Raw genomic sequence first — 20,247 nt, forward strand, 5'->3', positions numbered from 1 at the left:
GCTTCTGATAGTACTTGAATTACAAAAAGATACTATTTGCTCATAATGGACAAATAGTATCTTTTAATTTATTATTTAACAAAAATAGAGTGTCTTTGTAGGATACACTAGGTTTATTCCATGTTTATGATCTGCCGATCAAATTCCCCAAAATCGTTTTACTGCTGGCTATCACCATATCGCCAAAGCCCTTATTATTTGCGAAAATTTCATCTAAAGCCGCCAGTAATTTGTCGAGCTGTTCATAAGATACAATTAGAGGTGGTTCTAAGCGTATTACATTCGGATTATTCAACGTATAAGCTGTAATGATCCGATGTTTATTTAAAAGCTCTCCTGCGACCATAGCACCTAAATATTCATTGGCTAATTTTTCTAATGCTCCCCCAGTCAGCCGATTGAGCAGCCCCTTTTCAGGCTGAGCAAATTCAAGTCCAATGATAAGGCCTCTGCCGCGAACCTCTTTTAAGAAGGGATATTTCTTCTGCAGCTCCTTCAATTTCCCCATGAGATATTCTCCCTTTTCGGCTGCCTGGCGGGATAAATCATCTCTAAACAGAATTTCTAAGGTGGTAATTCCGGCTGCTGCCGCCCGGGAATTTCCACCGAAAGTAGAAGTATGCAGTGTTCCCTTTTCAACGCTGCCATAGGCTTTTTTCCATATCTCTTCGGTTGTGGTATAGGCAGCTAATGACGTTGATCCGCCCCCAAATGATTTGGACAAGCATAAAATATCGGGAGCAATGTTATCCTCCTCGCAGGCAAACAGCTTTCCTGTACGTCCAAATCCGGTTTGGATTTCATCCAGAATTAGCAGTGTATTGTAATTGCTGCAAATATCCCGAACTTTCTTCAAATAACCTTCCGGTGGAACAATAATTCCGGCTTCGCCTTGAATGGGCTCTACGATAAAAGCCGCTACATCATACTGACTCAAAGCTTTTTTCAGAGCTTCGGCATCTCCATAAGGAATAAAATCTACACCTGGCAGTAAGGGTTCAAAAGGCTTCCTATATTTCTCTCGACCTGTTACCGACAAAGCCCCGAAGGATTTGCCATGAAAAGAACTCTCACAAGAAATAAATTTGATTCTTCCGGTCGCGGCTCTAGCTAGTTTTAAAGCCCCTTCCACTGCTTCTGCCCCACTATTGCAGAAAAATGAGTACTGCAGTTCTCCAGGAGTGAATAGGGCTAAATTTCGTCCTAACGCTCCTGCTATAGGATTTAAAGATGCTTGAAGCAAATTGGGAAGTTCCTGCACTGCTTCAAGCGCTGCATTGATTTCAGGATGATTATGACCTAGATTCAACGCCCCATATCCCCCTAAAAAATCTAAGTATTCATGACCTTCTCTATCCCATATCGATACCCCTTGCGCTTTTACAAAGGACTTGTCAAAATTCAAAAGCCCCATAAGATTGACTAACTCCGGATTGATAAATTTCCGATGATTATCCCGATTTTCCTCCCGGGATAACTCCATCGCTTCCCTAAGTCCTAAAAACCCAGGCATTACCTCTCTGATTTGTCTTTCCACTGCTATTCCTCCTTATCTAAAACATGTGCACATATTGTACACACTCATTTATTAAAATATTCTCCATACTAGCAGTTATTCCCTCTAAATCTTCTCATTCTCCAATTGAAAGAATGATTCAGTTTTACCCAACCAACTTTAGTTAACCTTTTTGATTTATATGGTTGACTAGATGATCTGATTCATTTATACTTTTTCTTGAGTTATGAATATTAGAACGGCTAAAACGTATTTTTTACGCTGATCATGGAGGAGAATAATGTCAAGAAGAAATAACGTAACTGATTTTGTTTATGCAGCACTTTTCGCAGCTTTAATCGCAGTACTCGGACTAGTTGCCATACCACTGCCAATTAGTCCTGTTCCTGTCACAGGTCAGTCTCTGGCCATTATGCTGGCAGGCAGCATACTAACAGTAAGACAAGCTGCTTACAGCGTATTGACCTTTTTACTGCTTGGTGCCGTAGGCGTGCCTGTCTTTGCAGGTATGACAGGGGGAATTGGCATTATTGTCGGCCCGAGAGGTGGATATCTCCTTGGCTTCTTAGCTGGAGCCATTGTGATTGCCCTATTAAAAGGACAAAGCAATAACAAATGGCGTCTGGCTCTCGTAAATGTATTAGGTGGTATCATTATTGTTTATACTTTCGGAGTACTATGGCTGGGTTTTGTTACAGGCATGGGATTAGAAAAGGCCTTCACTGTCGGTGCTCTTCCCTATATACCAGGAGATTTATTTAAAGCCTTTGTCGCAACGGTTGTAGGCGCAGCTGTGAATCGGCAACTCCAAAAAGCTGGATCGCACTGATGAATCCAGTATATATGATTGGTGGTCTGAGAACCCCCATAGGAAAAACAGACGGATTTTTAAAAGATCTACTGCCTGAACAACTCGCATCTATTATCTTAAATGAAGTAATTCATAAATACAGCCTATCGCCAAATGACATCGATCAAGTCATCTTGGGAAATGCGGTAGGTCCAGGCGGTAATATTGCCAGGGTTTCGGTGCTTGCAGCAGGCTGGCCGTATAGTATTCCTGCTATTACCGTTGATACCCAGTGCGGTTCCGGATTAAGTGCTATTAATTTGGCCGTTAGTCAAATCCAATCGGGTCAGACCGAACTATTACTCGCCGGAGGCGTCGAAAGCACGAGTCTGGCTCCTAGACGGCAGTTCAATCCTGCTGATCCACGCTTTCAAGGGGAGCAGGTGTATTACGAAAGAGCCCCCTTCTCCACTCCAGCAGTCGGTGATCCAGAAGTCGGGGATGCAGCAGAATACCTTGCAGAATATCTGTCCATTTCTCGAGAAGATATGGATGCATTAGCTCTTGAAAGTCATAGAAGAGCCTCTATGACAAAAGAACAAGATGTATTTAAGGATATCATCACTCCTATCCAAACAGCAGGAAAAGTCATTCATTCCGATGAATGTATCAGAAGCCGTATGAGTCTGAAACTCTTAGAACGAATGCAACCGGTTTTTAAGGCAGAAGGCAAAATCACAGCGGGAAATACCTGCTTAAAACATGATGGAGCCGCCCTAATTCTCCTGGCCTCTTCAAATGCGGTAAACAAATATAATTTAAAACCACAAGCAATGATAACTGGTACAGCAAGCTGTGGCTGTGACCCCAACCTTTTCCCATTAGGACCCGTTGACTCCATTCAAAAATTATTGCGGCAAAACAAATTACAGGTAAAGGACATCGATGCCCTTGAAATTAATGAGGCTTTTGCCGTAAAAATCCTGGCCTGCTGCCGTCAATTGAATTTTAGTCTGGATAAGACCAATATGCTGGGAGGTGCCTTAGCCTATGGTCATCCCTATGGAGCCTCTGGAGCAATCATCTTACTGCATTTACTAAAAGCCTTGCAGCAAGTAGACGGCCAGCGGGGAATTGCTGCGATCGGAGCCGTAGGAGGCATGGGAATTGCAACCCTTATTGAAAGGTGTTAAAAAATGCTGATTTATAATGGTTTATATGCAAAGCCAGAAGATAAAATTTGTCTCATGTATGGCAATATACGTCTTACCTATCGGCAATTTACTCAACAAGGTGATGATCTTGCCCATCACCTTGCAGTGCAAATAAAAAAGGGTGACAAAGTTTTGCTTAAACTTGCCGACCCTCTTTCCCAACTATGTTATTTCTTTGGGATCATCAAAGCAGGAGGCGCTTGTGTCTTCATCGATACTTCCACCTCGGAAGAAGTATGTGCAGCTCTTATGGATACTCATCAATTAACACTGTATATCGATGAAAGTTTTCAGCTTCCAGCCGCCTCTACTCCATTATTGCCAGAGATTCACCCAGAAGATCTCTTTTTAGGGGCCTTGAGCTCGGGAAGCACTGGAACTCCTAAGTTAATATGGCGTGATCACCAAAGCTGGACTAGGGCTTTTCCGAGTCAAAGCATGGTTTTTCAACTTTCAAATGCAGATACTCTCTATTTAGTGAGTTCCCTGGTATATACTGCAAACTTGAATGCCTGTCTGCATGTTCTGTTTGAAGGCGGCACTGTGATGTTTGCCAGCACTCACATGCCTCGCACCTGGGTGCGAGAGATAGAATCCTGCTATATAAGTGCTATTTTTATGGTGCCTGCAAACTATAAAATCTTGCTTAAGAATATGAAAGCTCCACTGCCAAAGCTGCATTCACTAGTAACCTGTGGAGCAAAGATGGATCTGCCGACTCTCCAAGCCCTCCTAGCGTACTTTCCATCAGCAAAAATCGTTGAATACTATGGTGCGAGCGAACTTGGTCATGTGAGTTACTCCACTGCCAAAGATCTTTTAGAACGTCCCGATTCCGTAGGCCGGGCATTCCCTCACGTAATCATCTCAATTGAAGATGATATCATCTGGATCGAAAGTCCCTATATCGCTCCCGCCTATCGACCAAAAGCATCTGTAGAGGATTTAGGCCGATTAGATGAGAAAGGCTATTTATATTTATTGGGACGTAAGCATGGCATCATCAATACTGGGGGCATCAAAGTAATCCCAGAGCAGGTAGAAGCAGTTCTGCTCCAATGCCCTGGAATCGCTCAAGTCGTTGTCGGAGGAATTGATGATCCAATACGGGGACAAAAAGTCTGTACATGGATTGTTAAAAATCAGCCAACTCTGACAGCTGGCGAGGTCCTAGATTTTTGCCATAAGAAAATGCGTCCCCATTATTGTCCTCAAAGAATTATCTTTCTTGATGAAATACCATTAAATTCAAATGGAAAAATTGATAGAATCAGCCTAAAAAACGCTTCGCATCCTTAAAATATAAAATAAATTTATGAACCACAAAGACGCAAAGGACACAAAGGGAACAAAACTTATACCTTCTCTAGTTGAGAAATGACATCGCTATTCTTTTATTTATTTCTTTCTTACATATGCTAATAACTTTTCAGTTCCATAGGTAATTGCTCCATATAGTACTCCCCAAAAAAGCCAGGCATCGAGATTGGCAATAAAAGTCTCCCGATTTGTCGTTATAAATACTAAAGGCAAAAGAAATGAAATAACGATGGCTATATATTTCTTTTTTAAAACAATAGCAGATATTCCTAGAAAAACGGCTATAGCAGGCATGATTCCCATAGTAAGCAAAAAAGGATTCATATCAATATACCTATAAAGCATCTTTCTTCCTCCTTAAAATTCTAGTGTATTCTATTATAACACTAAATAGAAAATTTTTCTTGATCTCAAATCTCCTAGCTTTTGCTGCAGAAAACCATCTTTCTTCCTGAATATCATTGAATTTAAATGAAAAAATTGATAGAATCAACTTAAAGAATCAAAACATTTACACATCATAAAAAGGTCAGAATCTCTCCCTAGAGAATCTGACCTTTTTATTCCCCAATGGACTGTTACCTGTAGAATAAACATATCCTTTTAGGAGGCTTCGTGCATGAAGGCTATTGAAACATTGCTCCCACAACGCTATCCATTTTTATTTGTTGACGAAATTATTTCTGCAAATCGAGATGAGATCATAGGAAGGAAAACTTATGATGCAACCTTTCTATATTTTCAAGAATATTTCCCTGGCAAAAAAATCGTGCCTCATTCCATTCTGATTGAATCCATCGTGCAATGCGGCGGTGCAGGAGTCAATGACACAGGACTATTTACTAAAGCCTTATGGGGTTTAGCATCTATCGAAACTGCTCGTTTTTTCGATTTTGTTGAACCCAATATCCCAGTTACCATGATCGTGAAGAATCTTAAGATTACCGATAAAATACTCAAACAAACCGGAACTGCTTCCTGTGAAGGAAAGAAAATTGTAGATGCAACCTGGCTGTGTCTCAAGTTGTAAGCATGTTCTTTTATACGCTTTACTGCATCAAAGAAATTCACTGCCTTATACTGATAAAATATCTGTCACTTAAAAGTGCCTACTTGTGGAAATTCAAAATCAACTATATACTCAACATATAAATGGTATTCTTTAGTAGATATGTAACGTGTATTAATAAAAATAGGAGGTTATCGTATTATGGCAAAGAATCTGCAAGATACAATCACATTAGCGAATGGAGTAAAAATTCCTTGGCTTGGTTTAGGAGTCTTTAAGGTAAAAGAAGGTTCTGAAGTTGTTGACGCTGTAAGGACTGCCATCAAATATGGTTATCGAAGTATTGATACAGCAGCTATTTACGGAAACGAGGAAGGCGTAGGCCAAGGTATTAAAGAGGGTTTGCAGGAAGCTGGTATTGCTAGAGAAGACTTGTTTGTAACCTCAAAAGTCTGGAATGCAGATCAAGGATACGACTCCACCTTAGAAGCCTATCAAACAAGCCTAAAAAAACTTGATTTAGATTATCTGGATTTATATCTGATTCACTGGCCAGTAAAAGGAAAATATAAAGATACATGGAGAGCCTTAGAACGCATCTATCATGAAGGGCGAGTTCGCGCCATCGGAGTCAGTAATTTCCATGTTCATCATTTGAAAGATGTATTCCAGGGTTCTACCATCAAACCAATGATCAATCAAGTGGAATTTCATCCCCGCCTCATACAAAAAGAACTGCGAGCCTTTTGTAAAGAACAAGGCATCCAGTTTGAAGCATGGTCTCCCTTGATGCAGGGCAAGCTGTTAGATAATCCTACATTACAAGGGATTGCTGACAAATACGGCAAATCAATAGCTCAGGTGATCATACGCTGGGACTTGCAGAATGATGTCGTAACCATTCCTAAATCAATAAAGGAACACCGTATCATTGAAAATTCAAATGTGTTTGATTTCGAGCTGACCAAAGAAGATCTGGAACAAATCGATGCTTTAAATCAAAACCAGCGCGTTGGCTCTGATCCAGACAATTTTAATTTTTAATACGCTAAGTAGCACCACTCTTTCTAGAGTGGTGCTACTTCATATACGGATGTACTTCGTGTCATACGTTTATCCTTTACCGATACCAATTAGCTCATTCACCATATAAATGAGAATTTGAACACCGTTAATCAGTGCCGCTTGATCAAAGACCATATCCGGACTATGTAATCCAGGCGTTAAATCTGCTCCCAAACCAATATAACCTGTTTTTAAGCTAGGTTTATGCTGGGCAAAAAAATGAAAATCTTCGCCGCCAGGCGTGGTAATTGGATCAAGTAAACCGTCTTCTCCCAGCACAGCTATAATGGCTTTTCTCGCTAAAACAATGACATCATCATGATAAACAGCTGCCGGACAACCGCCTAACAATCGAACCGCAGCACGGGCACCTACGCTAGAGGCTCCCCCTTCGATTGCTTGTACGGCTTTCTTTTGCAGTTCTTCCATAGTCAGATTATCTTGAGCACGTAAATCAAAAGCCATCTTTGCAATGTCTGGAATGGCATTTAGCGCGGCACCGCCCGCTTGTAGTTTTGTAACTTTAACAGTTGCTGGAATAACTGGATTCATATGAATCGCATTAATGGCATTCACCACTGCTGCAGCACCATCAATCGCATTAATCCCTAAATGTGGTCTAGCCCCATGACTAGCCTTGCCTTGAATTTCTGCCTCCATTACATAACTGGCCCCATGGCACAGTGCTGAAGTCGCTTGATTTAGCTTTGCCTCTTGAATGGGTCGTAAATGGATTCCCAGAAGAACATCTACATCATCAATCGCACCGTCTTCAATGGTACGAAGGGCGCCAAATAATTTTTCTTCTGCTGGTTGAAATAAAATTTTTACCTTACCCTTTTTAATACCCTGAGCCGCTATGTATTCAGCCACAGTCAATACCATAGCCGAATGGGCATCATGACCACAAGAATGAATCGCACAGTCTTGATTATTAATATGGTGGGCTAACGCATCCATATCCCCACGCAAGCAAATCGTAGGTCCTGGATGACCACTATCTAACATTCCAATTACGCCAGTCCCACCGATTCCTGTTTTTACATCAAAATTTGTTTTTCTAAGCTCCTGGGCCAAATAAGCTGCTGTTTTAAATTCTTCAAAACCAACCTCAGGTATAGTATGAAGAAAACTCCAGACTTCTTTAACTCTTTTTGCTAAATCATTCATAGTAATACCTTCCTATATTTATTTTACGCAAGCAGTCGCATAATGAACATGGAGATTATAGCATTACAAATAGAAATTCCTAACATAATGGGATAATACTTGGGATTGACACCCACCGTGCCTAATAAGCGACCTAAGTATTGAATCTTTGACCCCATGAGGTAAATTGCAGGAATTAGAATCGTAATGTGAGTACCAGTAAGAACACCATTGGTATAAAGAGCATGAGCTACTCCCACAGCACCACCCATTGACATCAGAGCACTAATTAATACCATGATCGCCTGGCCTGGCAAACCAAAGATAGCCATAACAGGAGCAAATACATTCCCTAATAAATCTAATAACCCTGTAAGTTTTAAGATTTGAATACATACATACGCCATAAGTACATTTGGGATTATATTATTGATCCCCACATGCCAGCCTTTTTTTGCACCATCGACAAAAACATCGATTACTGTTTTATCATTCATGAGCTCAGCTCCTCTTTGCAAAACTTAGTTACATACAGTCGCATAATATTAGCACCAACTATTTTCATTACCAACAGTACAACTAAGGGTATCGACATGGGTACCGTCAAAAATGAAAATAAAGCGGAACCTGAACTTAGATAATTGGTTACCGTACCGCCTGCTGTAAATTGAAAGGCAGAAAAAATCAATTTTTCTTTTTCTGTAATTTCGCCAGTATCATATAATACCCGTGTCATTCCCGCTCCAGCATCTGTACTTTGCAGACTGGAAACTAATGCAATACCAGTAATACCGGGGATACCCAGCAATGGACGAAGAATTGGTGATAGTAATTTTTGTGCCGCTTTAAGACCACCAAGATGCTCTACAACTTCAATAATTCCCATAGCCAGCATAACACTTGGAAGAAGACCAAGGGCAAATAAAAAACCATCTTTGGCACCATTGCCACCCATCCCAGCAAAAGTTGCTTTACTTCCATCCTTCATCGTTCCGAATTTTCCACACAGTGTGTCAAAATCAAATGCTGAAATCCAACCTTGTGCACCAGCAAATATTCCTGAAAATACGATTAGAGCCATTGCTAATGCGATATATCCTTTTATGGAAACTTTCGTATCTGCTGCATTATTTTGTTTCTCTTGTTTATCCACTGGTATACCCTCCTATTTCCTATCCTAATATTCTTTGGCAACGGTTTCTCTAACATGTTGACCTTTTTTATTCCTCCTTCTACATCTTCTATATAAAAAATAAGCACCTTGAGTTAATAAACCCAGGCGCCATTGCCAAGTCTCATTTCATATATATTCTTGATGTTAATTTTACTACTGGTTTGTCTGTCATAACTACATTTAAATATCTATTTGTTATATTCTACTACATTTAAGAGGTTTCTGCTACTTTTTTTTATATTTTTAAATTTAAAAATATAATCTTTACTTTTTAATAAATCACAATTTGTAATGTCCATGACTTAGATTGTCGTTATAATTTTTTGTATAGAGTCAAACAAAAAGCAGGTATTTCTTTCAAGAATAAAGAAGATCAATCTTATATGCTTTCGACAACTTTGATTGCAATAGAAATCAGGAAAAGGAAGGAATGATATTTATGGAACACCATGAAAATGAAAGTTATCAAGAAAAACTGCAAGAAAGAATCTTAAAAACCCGGTCTATCATTATTTCTGGAGAAATTACACAAGCGGTAGCAGCAAAAGTAATGGCACAACTATTGATCTTAGAAGAAGCGGGAGATCAGCCAATCAAGTTGTTTATCAATAGCCAAGGAGGGCATGTTGAGGCTGGCGATACCATTCACGATATGATCAAATTTGTTAAACCACGCGTCATCGTGATTGGTACTGGCTGGGTTGCCAGCGCCGGCATCACCATTTATCTGGCAGCGGCTAAAGAAAATCGTTATTCTCTGCCTAACACTCGTTATATGATTCATCAGCCCCTTGGAGGAGTCCAGGGACAAGCCAGTGACATTCGAATTGAAGCTGATGAAATTATTAAAATGCGCTCTAGAATCAACAAGCTAATTAGTGATGGCACTGGCCAACCCTTGTCAAAGATAGAAAAAGATACGCAAAGAAATTACTGGCTTGGCGCACAAGAAGCAATCGAATACGGTATTGTAAATCAAATCATTACTGAATCCACAGAGCTAAAGAATCTCTGATCACTAAGATTACAACAAAAAACAACACCTGCAAATTCTCATCTGAGTTCTTGCAGGTGTTTATGCATTGTAGGTGAAAAAACGTAAGATTTTATGAACCACAAAGGCACAATGCCGCTGATGATCCCCCTTTGTGTCCTTTGCGCCTTTGTGGTTCAAATCGTTTTATTTTTTTAAGAATGTGTCAGCTTTATTATTTGATATATACATCTACACTTGTTATGGTAGCTGTAACTGTTCCATCTGGAGCAGAGGGATAGAACTCGAATGTAGCATATTCGTCCTTTAAAACATCCCGTAGTATGACAACGCCATGATCGAGCTGTACTCCATTGGCATCATAAAAACCGCACCTTAGCCCAATGAATTCGACATCTTTACCAGAAACATTCTTCAGCGTTCCAACAAAAACATTTGCCCCTTTAGAATCAAAATTCCAACCCGTTCTTTGAAACTTTATTGAATCCGAACTAATTCTTTCGGAAGCGCTGCAAATACCTAGCGCTGCATTCAACATAAATAAAGCAGCTAGGAATAAATACAAATATCTTTTTCTATGTATCATGTGAGCCCCCTTTTGGGTAGGATTACCCATGTAATTATCTTTTGGAATTCAAACACCTTTCTACTTTCCATATTATCATTTTTTCTTTTATTATAAAAGCAGAAAACTCCTGCAAGGCCTCTTAAGCCTTTCGGGAGTTTTCCACTTTTAAGAATTTGATTTTGGTTTTACTTTAAACCAGGCAGCATACATGGTGGGCAATACTAATAATGTTAAAATAGTCGCACCTAGCAATCCGCCGGCAATGGCTACTGCCATCGGGCCCCAGAAAGTACTAGGGATCAAAGGAATCATGCCTAATATGGCAGCAGCTGCTGTAAGCATAATAGGACGAAATCTTAATATAGCAGAGTCAATGATAGCATCCCAGGGGCTTTCACCCGCCTTGATATGCTGTTCAATCTGATCGATTAAGATAACTGAGTTTCGAATGATCATGCCGCTAAGGGCTAGAATACCAAGCTCAGCGACAAACCCCATTGGCCGCATAGTGAGAAGCATAGAAAGGCTGACTCCGATAATGCCTAAAGGTGCAGTGAGGACAGCGAGGATCATAAGGGAAACTTTTTGGAGCTGAATCATCAGCAAAGTTACAATGATGAGTATCATCACCGGAACAGGTTTAAGCAAGAACTCCATGGATTCTTGACTGCGCTCTAGTGAACCGCCAATCGTAATACTATAACCGGGGGGCAGACTCTGACGCAGTGCTGCAAGGTCTTCATATACTTTTTTGGTTGCATCATTCCCCGTTATTTCTGGTCTTACATCAGCCTGAACGGTGATAGTCGGTTTGAGATCACGCCGCCAAATCATCCCGTCTTCCGCATCATAGCTGATTTTGGCAATTTGATCGAGAGGAACAAATTTACCACTGCCAATATGAATGGGAAGATCTTTAATTGTAGAAAGATCTTTGCGATTTTGAGAATCCATGCGAAAGACAATACCGACAGTTTTATCCTGCTCGTAAAACTCCGCAATGGATGCTCCTGATAACTGCGTCTGTAAATCAAGGGCTAAACTTTGGCTGTTAATCCCTAGCAGCCTTGCCTTATCCTGATCAACTGACAAATGCATGACTTTATTTTTTTCATTCCAGTCAAAATTAATGTTATGCAGATTCGAATTTGCGCGCATCACATCACTGACCTCTTTGGCAATGGTTCGCACCTGTTCATGGTCATATCCGCTAACCCTTAGCATAACAGGATAAGGAGAAGGCGGTCCCGTTTGAATGAATTTTACATGTCCCCGCACATTCGCAAAATCCTCTGTAAAAATGGTATTAATTTTGGTATTTAATGCCTCCCGTGCCTCTAAATCCTTGGCAACAATGACAAACTGGGCATAGTTGGCTGCCGGCAGTTTAGGATCAGAAGTTAATACAAAACGAGGTGCTCCTTGCCCTACATAATAACTGTAATTGTTAATGTTTGGATCATCCTGAAGCTGCTCGGCAAGCCTTTGGGCTTCCTGCTGAGTAGCAAGTAAAGAAGAACCTTCCGGTAAAGTCATCTCTACAATCAGTTCGGGGCGTACAGATGGCGGAAAGAACTCTTGTTTTATAAGTGTAAGCAGACCAAGAGAACCAACAAAGCATGCTACAGCAATACTCAGTACCAATTTACGATGATACAAGCACCAAGTAAGTATCCTGCGAAAGAATCGATAAAATCTCGAATCATAAGGATTATGAGTTTTATCTTCTTTCGGTTTTGGATTAATGAGCTTATACCCCAGCAAAGGGGTCACTAAAACTGATACAAACCATGAAATCAACAGTGCAATGGTTACTACCGTAAAAATACTACTGGTAAATTCTGATGCAGACCCTTTCGAAAATCCGATAGGAATGAAACCTGCACAAGTGATTAACGTTCCCGTAAGCATTGGAAAAGCAGTAGCCGTATAGGCATAGCAAGCGGCATCGAATTTACTCCAGCCCTGCTCTAGCTTTACCGTCATCATTTCTACAGCAATAATAGCATCATCGACTAAGAGGCCAAGAGCAATGATCAGTGCTCCTAACGATACTTTGTGCAGATCAATTCCAAAGGCTTGCATACATGCAAAGATGCCGGCAATTACTAGGGGAATGCACAGAGCCACAACAATCCCAGCCCGAATACCAAGGCTTAAAAAACTAACAATCAGCACAATAATAATCGCTTCTTTAAGAGATTTGGTAAATTCGCCAATCGATTCTTTAACAACCTCCGGCTGATTGGAAACCTGATGAATCTCCAGGCCAAGAGGCAAATCCTGCTTAATTTGCTTTATGGTTTTTTCCAGATCCGTTCCCAAAGTAAGTACATTGCCGCCTTTATCCATAGCAAGGGCAATACCGATTGCCGGCTGACCATTATAATACATCCTGGGTTCCATCGGTTCAGTATAACTGCGCTGAATCTTTGCTACATCTTCCAAACGGAAGGTACGATCATTGGCACGAATCGGCAGGTTCTTAAGATTATCTATATTTTCAAATATCCCGCTAACCCGTAAATACACATTATCCGTTGCGGTTTCTACCATACCGGAGGCTGCCATAGGACTTTGTGTTTTCACGGCATTAGTAATTAAATTTGGATCGACGCCAAGTTGCGCCAATTTGCTATTTTCCATCTCAATATAGATTTTTTCCGTTTGTACGCCAATTAAATCTGCCTTCTTAACACTTTTGACTCCAAGCAGCGTCCTGCGTACTTGCTCCGCATTTTCCCGCATTTCTTCATAGCTGTATCCATCAGAGGTAAGGGCATAAATGCAGCCGAATACATCGTCAAAGCGATCATTAAAAGAAGGTCCCACAATCCCTTGAGGCAATGTGCTTTTCATGTCGTTTACCATATTGCGCACTTCCAGCCAAGTAGGACGGACGTCTTTTTCATTTACTGTATCTTTTAACGTGACATAAATAACAGCTTTTCCCGGTTGAGAATAACTTCTTAAATAGTAAATACCCGGTACATCCTGCAGTTTTTTTTCAATTTTGTCAGTGACCTGTTCTTCTACTTGAAGAGCACTGGCTCCAGGCCAGGATACAGATACAATCATTTGACGAATAACAAAATCAGGATCTTCCATTCTCCCTAGCTGCTGATAGGAAAAGATCCCCATGATAAAAGTCACCACTACCAAGAAATAAACTAATTGTTTGTGATTCAGTGCCCACTGGGTTAAATTCAGGTTCTTCATATGCGCACCTTCTCTCCTTCATGCAGCTTTTGCACCCCTGCTGTAACAATAACATCTCCATCCTGGAGTCCATCCAGGACTTGAACCTTATTATCCCCGAAAGCACCTACTTTAATAGGACGCAAGGTTACCGCATCATTGACAATGACCCATACATGTGGAATGTCCCCAGTCTGGTAAATGGCCGATAGAGGAATATAGGTGACCGGTTGACCACCGGGTTGGGCAACCATAACATTGGCTGTCATTCCTAAATTGATGTCAGCAGGAGGATTGACTAAACTAATGCGTACTTTATAAGTTCGAGATACCTTATCGGCAATTGGTGAAATCTCTCTAATATTTCCTTGGGCTGTCACATTCGGCAAGGCCCAGAAGGCAACCTGAATTTGCCCAGCCTTACGCAGCTCATCCACTCGATTTTCTGGAACACTAATTTCAATTTCCCTCTCTCCATCCTTAACCAGAGTAAGTACCGCCTGACCTGCACTTACTACCTGGCCGGCTTCCACGCTGATACTGGAAACAACACCGCCACTATCAGCAACTAGTGTGCTATAACCTAGCTGGTTGCTGCCCTGGGTATATTGAGCGGCGGATTGGCGAACAGCAGACTGAGCAACCTCATAATTATTTTGATACTGATCCAATTGGGCACGACTGATAGCTCCCTGCTCAAAGAGAGTACGATAACGTTCCAGATTTGTTGCAGCTAATTGCAATTGGGACTGATCGGAAGAAACTTGAGCCGAAGAAATGTTGACATTTTGCTGAATATCCTTAGCATCAATTTCCATCAACACATCTCCAGGGCTGACGCTGCTGCCAAGATCAACATTTCTTTTTATAATTTTCCCACTTACTTGGAAAGCAAGCTGGGTTTCATAGCGGCCGCGAACTTCACCAGAATAGTTTGCACTTTGGCCAGAACTGTTTATTTTTACTGCTTCAGAACGGACCAGAGGTACGTCCTCTGTCGTTGTGGCTGTCTTGGAACAACCAGATAGTAGTAACGATGTCATACTTAAAATTGCAAGGGTGTTAATGATACTTTTCTTCACCTGGATTACCTCCCCATCATATTATCACTGATAAACTATTTTAGTGTTATGGTTTATTTAGGATAAAGCATAACACGATTGACCTAATCATGAATGAAGCATAAGGCTGCTATTTCTTCACAAGAGCATGAACAATAAAATCAATTAATACATCTGTATAATATTCTTGTTTATCTTGATCTGTGAGAAATTGGCCCGTTCGCATATAACTAAAAGATTGGAACAGCTTAAAACCGGCATATGCTACCACCTTTTCATCTACTTCCCGAAAAAGCCCTTGTTGTTTTCCTTCATTAACAATAGCAGCAATACGAGAGATAATTTCTTGATCAATCAGTATATGATATTTTCGACTCAGAAAGGCTGAAAACAAGGCATCATCATTTTTTAGTATCCTGGTTACAAAGGTATCTTCATTGAAGTAAGATATTGCACTCCTAATGAGATGAATTAATCGCTCTAATGGGTCGGCTATTTCACACACTTGGGAAAACATAATTTCCACAGTTTTATGACATTCCCTTGTTATTAAACAAGTAAACAGATCCTCTTTATCTTTAAAATGCTCATAAATCGTTTTTTTAGAAATTTTACAATCTCTGCTGATTTCGTCCATTGTCGTTTTCTTAAAGCCAAAACGATCCAATCTTTCTTTGGCCTTATCAAGGATATTATTTTTTATATCATCCATAATGATCACCTACTATTTATTGTTGAATTTGAATATCATTAAAAATTTGCCATAAATCTCCTCACTCATAAACTATTATAGTATTTTAGTTTCCAAAAGGCAATAAAAAATCAGAGAAAATACTACCGAGGTCCAGAGAAAGTATCCTAAAAATATTTTGAACCCCGAAGATTACGAAGGGCACGAAGATTTTTGCATTTCTTGGTTAAATTATTAGAGTCTTCTCTTTATGAATATTAATTCCTGCTATCCATTCACATTACAATCTTTCTTCTACGAATTACAGCTTCCGCCATTCCCTTGTCTTTTGGTTTTAGACGCCGTATATTACGGCTACCATATTTTTATTTGGACCCTGCAGGAATTCTTTATTAATATGGAAAATATGTATAAGATTGAAAGTCAACGCTACGATTTGCTAGGTAGTGACCTATAAAGATTTAGCTGGCTTTCAAATTTTTCAGGTAATAGTGGAGTGATATAATTGCCTAATCTATTTAAAAATGTTCCCAGAACCATTTGGCTTATTGCACTTGGGCATTTAGTTGCAGATTTATCGCCAGGAGCGCTTTATGTAGCACTCCCCTTTTTAAAAGCCAAATTTGCTTTATCTTACGCACAGGTGAGCGCTATTGTATTGACGCAAAATTTAGCATCTTCGGTCAGCCAGCCGTTGTTTGGATATATAAGTGATCAAAAGCACCGTCTTTGGCTAATGCCCGTAGGCTGTATGATTACAGGGATATTTATGGCTGCCTCTTTATTAGTTCCTAGTTATTATTTAGTGATGACATGTACGGCGATTAGTGGTTTGGGAAATTCAGCATTTCATCCTGAAGCTGCGAAAACAGTCAATTTTATTGGTGGGCAAGAAAAAGGTAAAGCAGTTAGCCTCTTTTCCTTGGGAGGCTATGCAGGTGTAGCATTGGGATCTATGCTTCTAGCGGTGCTGCTTTTAGGAGGGCAAAGCCCTCGAATTCTGATTTATACATTTCCCAGCATTATTATTGGTGTTGCTTTATTTTATGAGATTAATAAAATACCATGTCCAAAAGTCAAAGGGAAAGGAAGCTTGGGAACACTTAAAGAATGTGTTAACTGGCCGCTATTGGCTTTGCTGGGTATGATTCTAACCCGTGCCACTGTTACATCTGGAATTAGTACCTTTGTACCGTTATACTATGTTTCCCATTTAGGAGGAAGTGAGATTTACGCCAGTTCTCTTCTTACTGTATATTTAGCGGCCGGCGCAGTAGGAACTATGTTTGGAGGAATACTGAGCGACAAGTACGGTAGCAAGTTGGTTATGCTGTATTCTATTCTGCCCATTGCTTTATTTATGTATTGGTTTTTATCGGCTAGCGGAATATGCATTTTTATCATTTTGGCTTTTGTAAGTATTTTGTTATCAGCAACTGCGACCAGTAGTTTAGTATTGACTCAAAGAATGATGCCAAAAAATATAGGGCTGGCATCAGGCTTTACCCTTGGATTTAGCGTAGGATTAGGAACTATAGGGGTTTTAGGTTTAGGATGGGCTGCAGACCATTGGGGAATTGCTTTAGTCTTCGATATACTAATTTTACTGCCGGTAATTGGTTTTATTCTTACAATGTTTATCAAAGAACCTCAACATCATTTAGAAGCCACAAATACGATGATAAACGTTTGTGATCCTAGAAAAAGTTAATTATATTTTCCATTTTATCCCATTTACTACTAAAATACAAATCCTGCAAGGTTAAGTTGCTTTGCAGGATTTGTATTTCCAATGGAAACCATCTCTGTGATTCTACTTAGATCTTATAATGTTTCGTATGTCTTTTTCAACAATAAAGCATCATATTCAACTCTTGGACCTTCACATATAACGCAGCCCTTTACATTGAAATCTTTTAGTGCTTGTAAGCAGGCTTTAAAGTTGAAGTCACTTTCCTCTAAGGGAAGGTGATTCCTCTCACCTTTTTCGCTGTACTGAATTCCACCCATATGAATATGAAGATCATGTAAAGCAACCTGCCCTAATTCATCTACTATATATTGAAGTAGTTTAGCAAAATCATCATACTCCTTTAAGCTGCCGTTGTTTCTAGCATGTATGTGAGCAAAATCAACACATAGTTTGCACGAACTGACTTCTTTACACAAAGATACTAATTCTTCAAGTGTTCCGAATTGCGTTCCTTTTCCAGTAGTCTCTAATCGATAATCAATTCCTTTATATGGCAGTCTGGATAAATTTTGTCGTATCGTATCATACGTCATCTCTTTAGAATCCTTCAGATAAAACCCTGGGTGGAAAATAAGACTTCGCCCTTGGACTTTGGCTAGAGCCTCTGCCGCATTTATGATTCTTTGCATTGATTCCTCTTGTTTCTTCCACTCATCTGCATTTAAATTTATATAATAGGACCCATGAGCCGATAAATAAAAGTCATTTTTGAGTTTGTTTTCCAAAATAGCATCTTTGTTCTTATCCGATACATTGACAGACCTGACAAAAAGAAGTTCCATTGCATCCAGGCCAAACCCTTTCAAATAGGTTATCCCGGATGCATAGTTAAATTTCTGACCATTACCAATGGGAAGACCAGATATCCCAAAAAGAAGTCTATTTATCCCCCTCACCTTCCCTGTTAAATATGCCATTTTATCCTACATTACCCACAGCGATTAAATGAGCATCTCATCCCAATGGCTGCATAATCATTTCCGAGGAAATAGTAATAGAGCACTATATACAAACCAATTCTATGATTCTTCGTTAGTCTGATTCACAAATTCTTCGATTATACGTTTCATATAGTTCAGCATAGCTTCTTCTAATTATATACCACACCTCTTGCAGAGATGAACAAATACTCAGTAATTTCTTCTGGGTGAAATCCTTACTATTTAATCATAGCTTCGCCCTACTGCTAGTACCGCTGTCCTTTTATTTTTATCCTAATATAAAAACCTCAGATTTAGATATGTTTCTTCTCCAAGAGATTGGAACAGCCCGACGTACTGGCTTTACAGGTGCAATGGCGTTAAATTAACACGCATCTGGTCTAATTTTATGAATGGCTCATATGCTATATTGATACTAAATTCCCATTTAATGGGGTGCAATTTGTTGAAAGAATATAAAGAAGTACCAGATGATTCCTTATTTTATGACTTAACTCCAGAAGAAATCGCTCTACTTTTTTATCTATTAGGCATTATTATGGCACAGTCCTTAACGATCGATGAAATTAATCTTTTAGCAAATGGTTTATTGGAAACAGCACAAGTGATGCTTGTCATTGCCGCCCAAAGAGTCTTAATTAATGACGTCATCAGCGCACATCAAGATGAGGAAGAAAAAAAATCCACTGAAAAATTGGAGTTAGAGGTAAAAAAACTACAAGCCAAAATTGAGCAATTACAAAAACAAATTAATGAATTAAAAAGATAATAGGATAGACCGTACAAGGGTTCATAATCCCTGCACGGTCTTATTTTTTGTTTAAGTGATTACACCTACCACCAATCTAAGATGGCTAAAGTGCAGGAAAGTAAAAGAAAGAAATAGAATAAGAGCAAAAAAGGGAGGCATATAATATGGCGACAGAAAATCTATGGGCAGCCTTTGGTCTTACTCTATTTGCCGGGTTATGCACAGGAATTGGGAGTGCACTGGCCTTTTTGACAAAACGAACGAATAAAAAATTTCTTTCACTCGCATTAGGATTTTCAGCAGGTGTAATGATTTATGTTTCCATGATAGAAATATTTAGAAAAGCTCAGGATTCTTTAATACTAGGGCTTGGCGAGAAAATGGGATCGTGGATTACCGTGATATCCTTTTTCGGGGGTATGTTGTTTATTGCTGCAATTGATAAACTAATTCCTTCCCATGAAAATCCACATGAAATGCATAGCGTTGAAGAAATTGCCGGCTCAGAAAAAGCAATGCTGCTTCCTACCAATGAAAAAAAATTGCTTCGTATGGGGACTTTTACAGCTCTAGCCGTGGCCATTCACAATTTCCCAGAAGGATTTGCAACGTTAATTGCATCATTACAAGATCCTGCTCTAGGAGTAAGCATCGCTATCGCTGTAGCCATTCACAATATCCCAGAAGGAATTGCAGTATCGATTCCTCTTTATTACGCAACAGGCAGTCATAAAAAAGCCTTCTATTACTCTTTTCTTTCCGGATTAGCAGAACCTGCTGGTGCAATTATTGGGTATTTGATTTTAGCGCCGTTTATGACAGATACCCTCTTTGGTATCGTTTTTGCAGGCGTGGGCGGCATCATGGTTTTTATTTCAATAGATCAATTATTACCTACTGCCCGAGAATACGGAGAGCATCATTTATCTATTTATGGTCTAGTCTTAGGGATGATGCTCATGGCCTTCAGTCTATTACTATTTATGTGATAAAAAAACCGATAAAGCGAATGGAACCACAAAGACGCAAAGGACACAAAGGGGTTTTATTTAT

Annotated in this window: 19 protein-coding genes; 9 read left to right on the top strand and 10 right to left on the bottom strand. The window is 39.7% G+C overall.

Annotated features, from left to right (window positions below; translation table 11 throughout):
* Positions 1 to 124: 124 nt before the first annotated feature.
* The gene (locus LMF89_RS18155; RefSeq protein WP_229536309.1) at positions 125 to 1,537 is read right to left on the bottom strand and encodes an aspartate aminotransferase family protein; all 1,413 of its coding nucleotides are present in this window, start codon (positions 1,535 to 1,537) and stop codon (positions 125 to 127) included.
* A 259-nt stretch (positions 1,538 to 1,796) separates the two neighbouring features.
* On the opposite strand from LMF89_RS18155, the gene LMF89_RS18160 reads away from it, so the two are divergent.
* Genes LMF89_RS18160 through LMF89_RS18170 form a run of 3 tightly spaced genes read left to right on the top strand, consistent with a single transcriptional unit; the run spans position 1,797 to position 4,819 of the window.
* A complete protein-coding gene (locus LMF89_RS18160; protein ID WP_229536310.1) occupies positions 1,797 to 2,345 on the top strand; it encodes a biotin transporter BioY in 549 nt (182 codons plus the stop codon).
* Complete coding sequence (locus tag LMF89_RS18165; protein ID WP_229536311.1) at positions 2,345 to 3,499, top strand: thiolase family protein; 1,155 nt, start codon at positions 2,345 to 2,347, stop codon at positions 3,497 to 3,499. Before LMF89_RS18160 ends, LMF89_RS18165 begins: the two co-directional genes overlap by 1 nt.
* A gap of 3 nt (positions 3,500 to 3,502) precedes the next feature.
* Entirely contained in the window at positions 3,503 to 4,819 is a 1,317-nt protein-coding gene (locus LMF89_RS18170; protein WP_229536312.1) for a class I adenylate-forming enzyme family protein, read from the top strand.
* A 99-nt stretch (positions 4,820 to 4,918) separates the two neighbouring features.
* Here the strand turns inward: LMF89_RS18170 and LMF89_RS18175 are convergent, their stop codons facing one another.
* Entirely contained in the window at positions 4,919 to 5,185 is a 267-nt protein-coding gene (locus tag LMF89_RS18175) for a DUF2651 family protein (protein ID WP_229536313.1), read from the bottom strand.
* Between the two features lie 274 nt (positions 5,186 to 5,459).
* Here LMF89_RS18175 and LMF89_RS18180 point away from each other — a divergent pair, with 274 nt between their 5' ends.
* Together LMF89_RS18180 and LMF89_RS18185 are read left to right on the top strand one after the other, a co-directional pair.
* On the top strand, positions 5,460 to 5,870 hold the full coding sequence (locus LMF89_RS18180; protein WP_229536314.1) for a 3-hydroxyacyl-ACP dehydratase FabZ family protein: 411 nt from the start codon (positions 5,460 to 5,462) through the stop codon (positions 5,868 to 5,870).
* 180 nt (positions 5,871 to 6,050) lie between these two features.
* On the top strand, positions 6,051 to 6,893 hold the full coding sequence (locus tag LMF89_RS18185; protein WP_229536315.1) for an aldo/keto reductase: 843 nt from the start codon (positions 6,051 to 6,053) through the stop codon (positions 6,891 to 6,893).
* Positions 6,894 to 6,962: 69 nt separating this feature from the next.
* Here the strand turns inward: LMF89_RS18185 and LMF89_RS18190 are convergent, their stop codons facing one another.
* From LMF89_RS18190 to LMF89_RS18200, 3 genes are read right to left on the bottom strand one after another with little or no spacing between them, the layout of a single operon-like run.
* A complete protein-coding gene (locus LMF89_RS18190) occupies positions 6,963 to 8,084 on the bottom strand; it encodes an amidohydrolase (RefSeq protein ID WP_229536316.1) in 1,122 nt (373 codons plus the stop codon).
* Positions 8,085 to 8,107: 23 nt separating this feature from the next.
* Positions 8,108 to 8,560 carry a YjiG family protein gene (locus LMF89_RS18195; protein WP_229536317.1) on the bottom strand — a complete coding sequence of 151 codons (453 nt, stop codon included), beginning with the start codon at positions 8,558 to 8,560 and terminating at the stop codon, positions 8,108 to 8,110.
* Complete coding sequence (locus tag LMF89_RS18200; protein ID WP_229536318.1) at positions 8,557 to 9,216, bottom strand: nucleoside recognition domain-containing protein; 660 nt, start codon at positions 9,214 to 9,216, stop codon at positions 8,557 to 8,559. Before LMF89_RS18200 ends, LMF89_RS18195 begins: the two co-directional genes overlap by 4 nt.
* 451 nt (positions 9,217 to 9,667) lie before the next feature.
* Here LMF89_RS18200 and LMF89_RS18205 point away from each other — a divergent pair, with 451 nt between their 5' ends.
* A complete protein-coding gene (locus LMF89_RS18205; RefSeq protein ID WP_255711512.1) occupies positions 9,668 to 10,252 on the top strand; it encodes an ATP-dependent Clp protease proteolytic subunit in 585 nt (194 codons plus the stop codon).
* Positions 10,253 to 10,445: 193 nt separating this feature from the next.
* On the opposite strand, the gene LMF89_RS18210 is transcribed toward LMF89_RS18205, so the two are convergent.
* The 4 genes from LMF89_RS18210 to LMF89_RS18225 all read right to left on the bottom strand — a co-directional run bounded on the left by LMF89_RS18210 (position 10,446) and on the right by LMF89_RS18225 (position 15,770).
* Positions 10,446 to 10,817, bottom strand: a complete 372-nt coding sequence (locus LMF89_RS18210) for an FxLYD domain-containing protein (protein ID WP_229536320.1) — start codon at positions 10,815 to 10,817, stop codon at positions 10,446 to 10,448.
* A 147-nt stretch (positions 10,818 to 10,964) separates the two neighbouring features.
* On the bottom strand, positions 10,965 to 14,018 hold the full coding sequence (locus tag LMF89_RS18215) for an efflux RND transporter permease subunit (RefSeq protein WP_229536321.1): 3,054 nt from the start codon (positions 14,016 to 14,018) through the stop codon (positions 10,965 to 10,967).
* Entirely contained in the window at positions 14,015 to 15,079 is a 1,065-nt protein-coding gene (locus LMF89_RS18220; RefSeq protein ID WP_229536322.1) for an efflux RND transporter periplasmic adaptor subunit, read from the bottom strand. The genes LMF89_RS18215 and LMF89_RS18220 overlap by 4 nt, the downstream gene beginning before the upstream one ends.
* 109 nt (positions 15,080 to 15,188) lie before the next feature.
* Positions 15,189 to 15,770 (bottom strand): TetR/AcrR family transcriptional regulator, encoded by a 582-nt coding sequence (locus LMF89_RS18225; RefSeq protein WP_229536323.1) that lies wholly within the window; start codon positions 15,768 to 15,770, stop codon positions 15,189 to 15,191.
* Between the two features lie 484 nt (positions 15,771 to 16,254).
* On the opposite strand from LMF89_RS18225, the gene LMF89_RS18230 reads away from it, so the two are divergent.
* Entirely contained in the window at positions 16,255 to 17,460 is a 1,206-nt protein-coding gene (locus LMF89_RS18230) for an MFS transporter (protein ID WP_229536324.1), read from the top strand.
* Between the two features lie 113 nt (positions 17,461 to 17,573).
* On the opposite strand, the gene LMF89_RS18235 is transcribed toward LMF89_RS18230, so the two are convergent.
* On the bottom strand, positions 17,574 to 18,419 hold the full coding sequence (locus tag LMF89_RS18235) for a TIM barrel protein (protein ID WP_229536325.1): 846 nt from the start codon (positions 18,417 to 18,419) through the stop codon (positions 17,574 to 17,576).
* A gap of 469 nt (positions 18,420 to 18,888) precedes the next feature.
* On the opposite strand from LMF89_RS18235, the gene LMF89_RS18240 reads away from it, so the two are divergent.
* Positions 18,889 to 19,212 carry a hypothetical protein gene (locus LMF89_RS18240; RefSeq protein WP_229536326.1) on the top strand — a complete coding sequence of 108 codons (324 nt, stop codon included), beginning with the start codon at positions 18,889 to 18,891 and terminating at the stop codon, positions 19,210 to 19,212.
* A gap of 146 nt (positions 19,213 to 19,358) precedes the next feature.
* The gene (zupT, locus tag LMF89_RS18245) at positions 19,359 to 20,183 is read left to right on the top strand and encodes a zinc transporter ZupT (RefSeq protein ID WP_229536327.1); all 825 of its coding nucleotides are present in this window, start codon (positions 19,359 to 19,361) and stop codon (positions 20,181 to 20,183) included.
* Positions 20,184 to 20,247 lie beyond the last annotated feature (64 nt).

Origin of the sequence: Pelosinus baikalensis (assembly GCF_020819555.1) — a bacterium.
Taxonomy (GTDB): Bacteria; Bacillota; Negativicutes; order DSM-13327; family DSM-13327; genus Pelosinus; species Pelosinus baikalensis.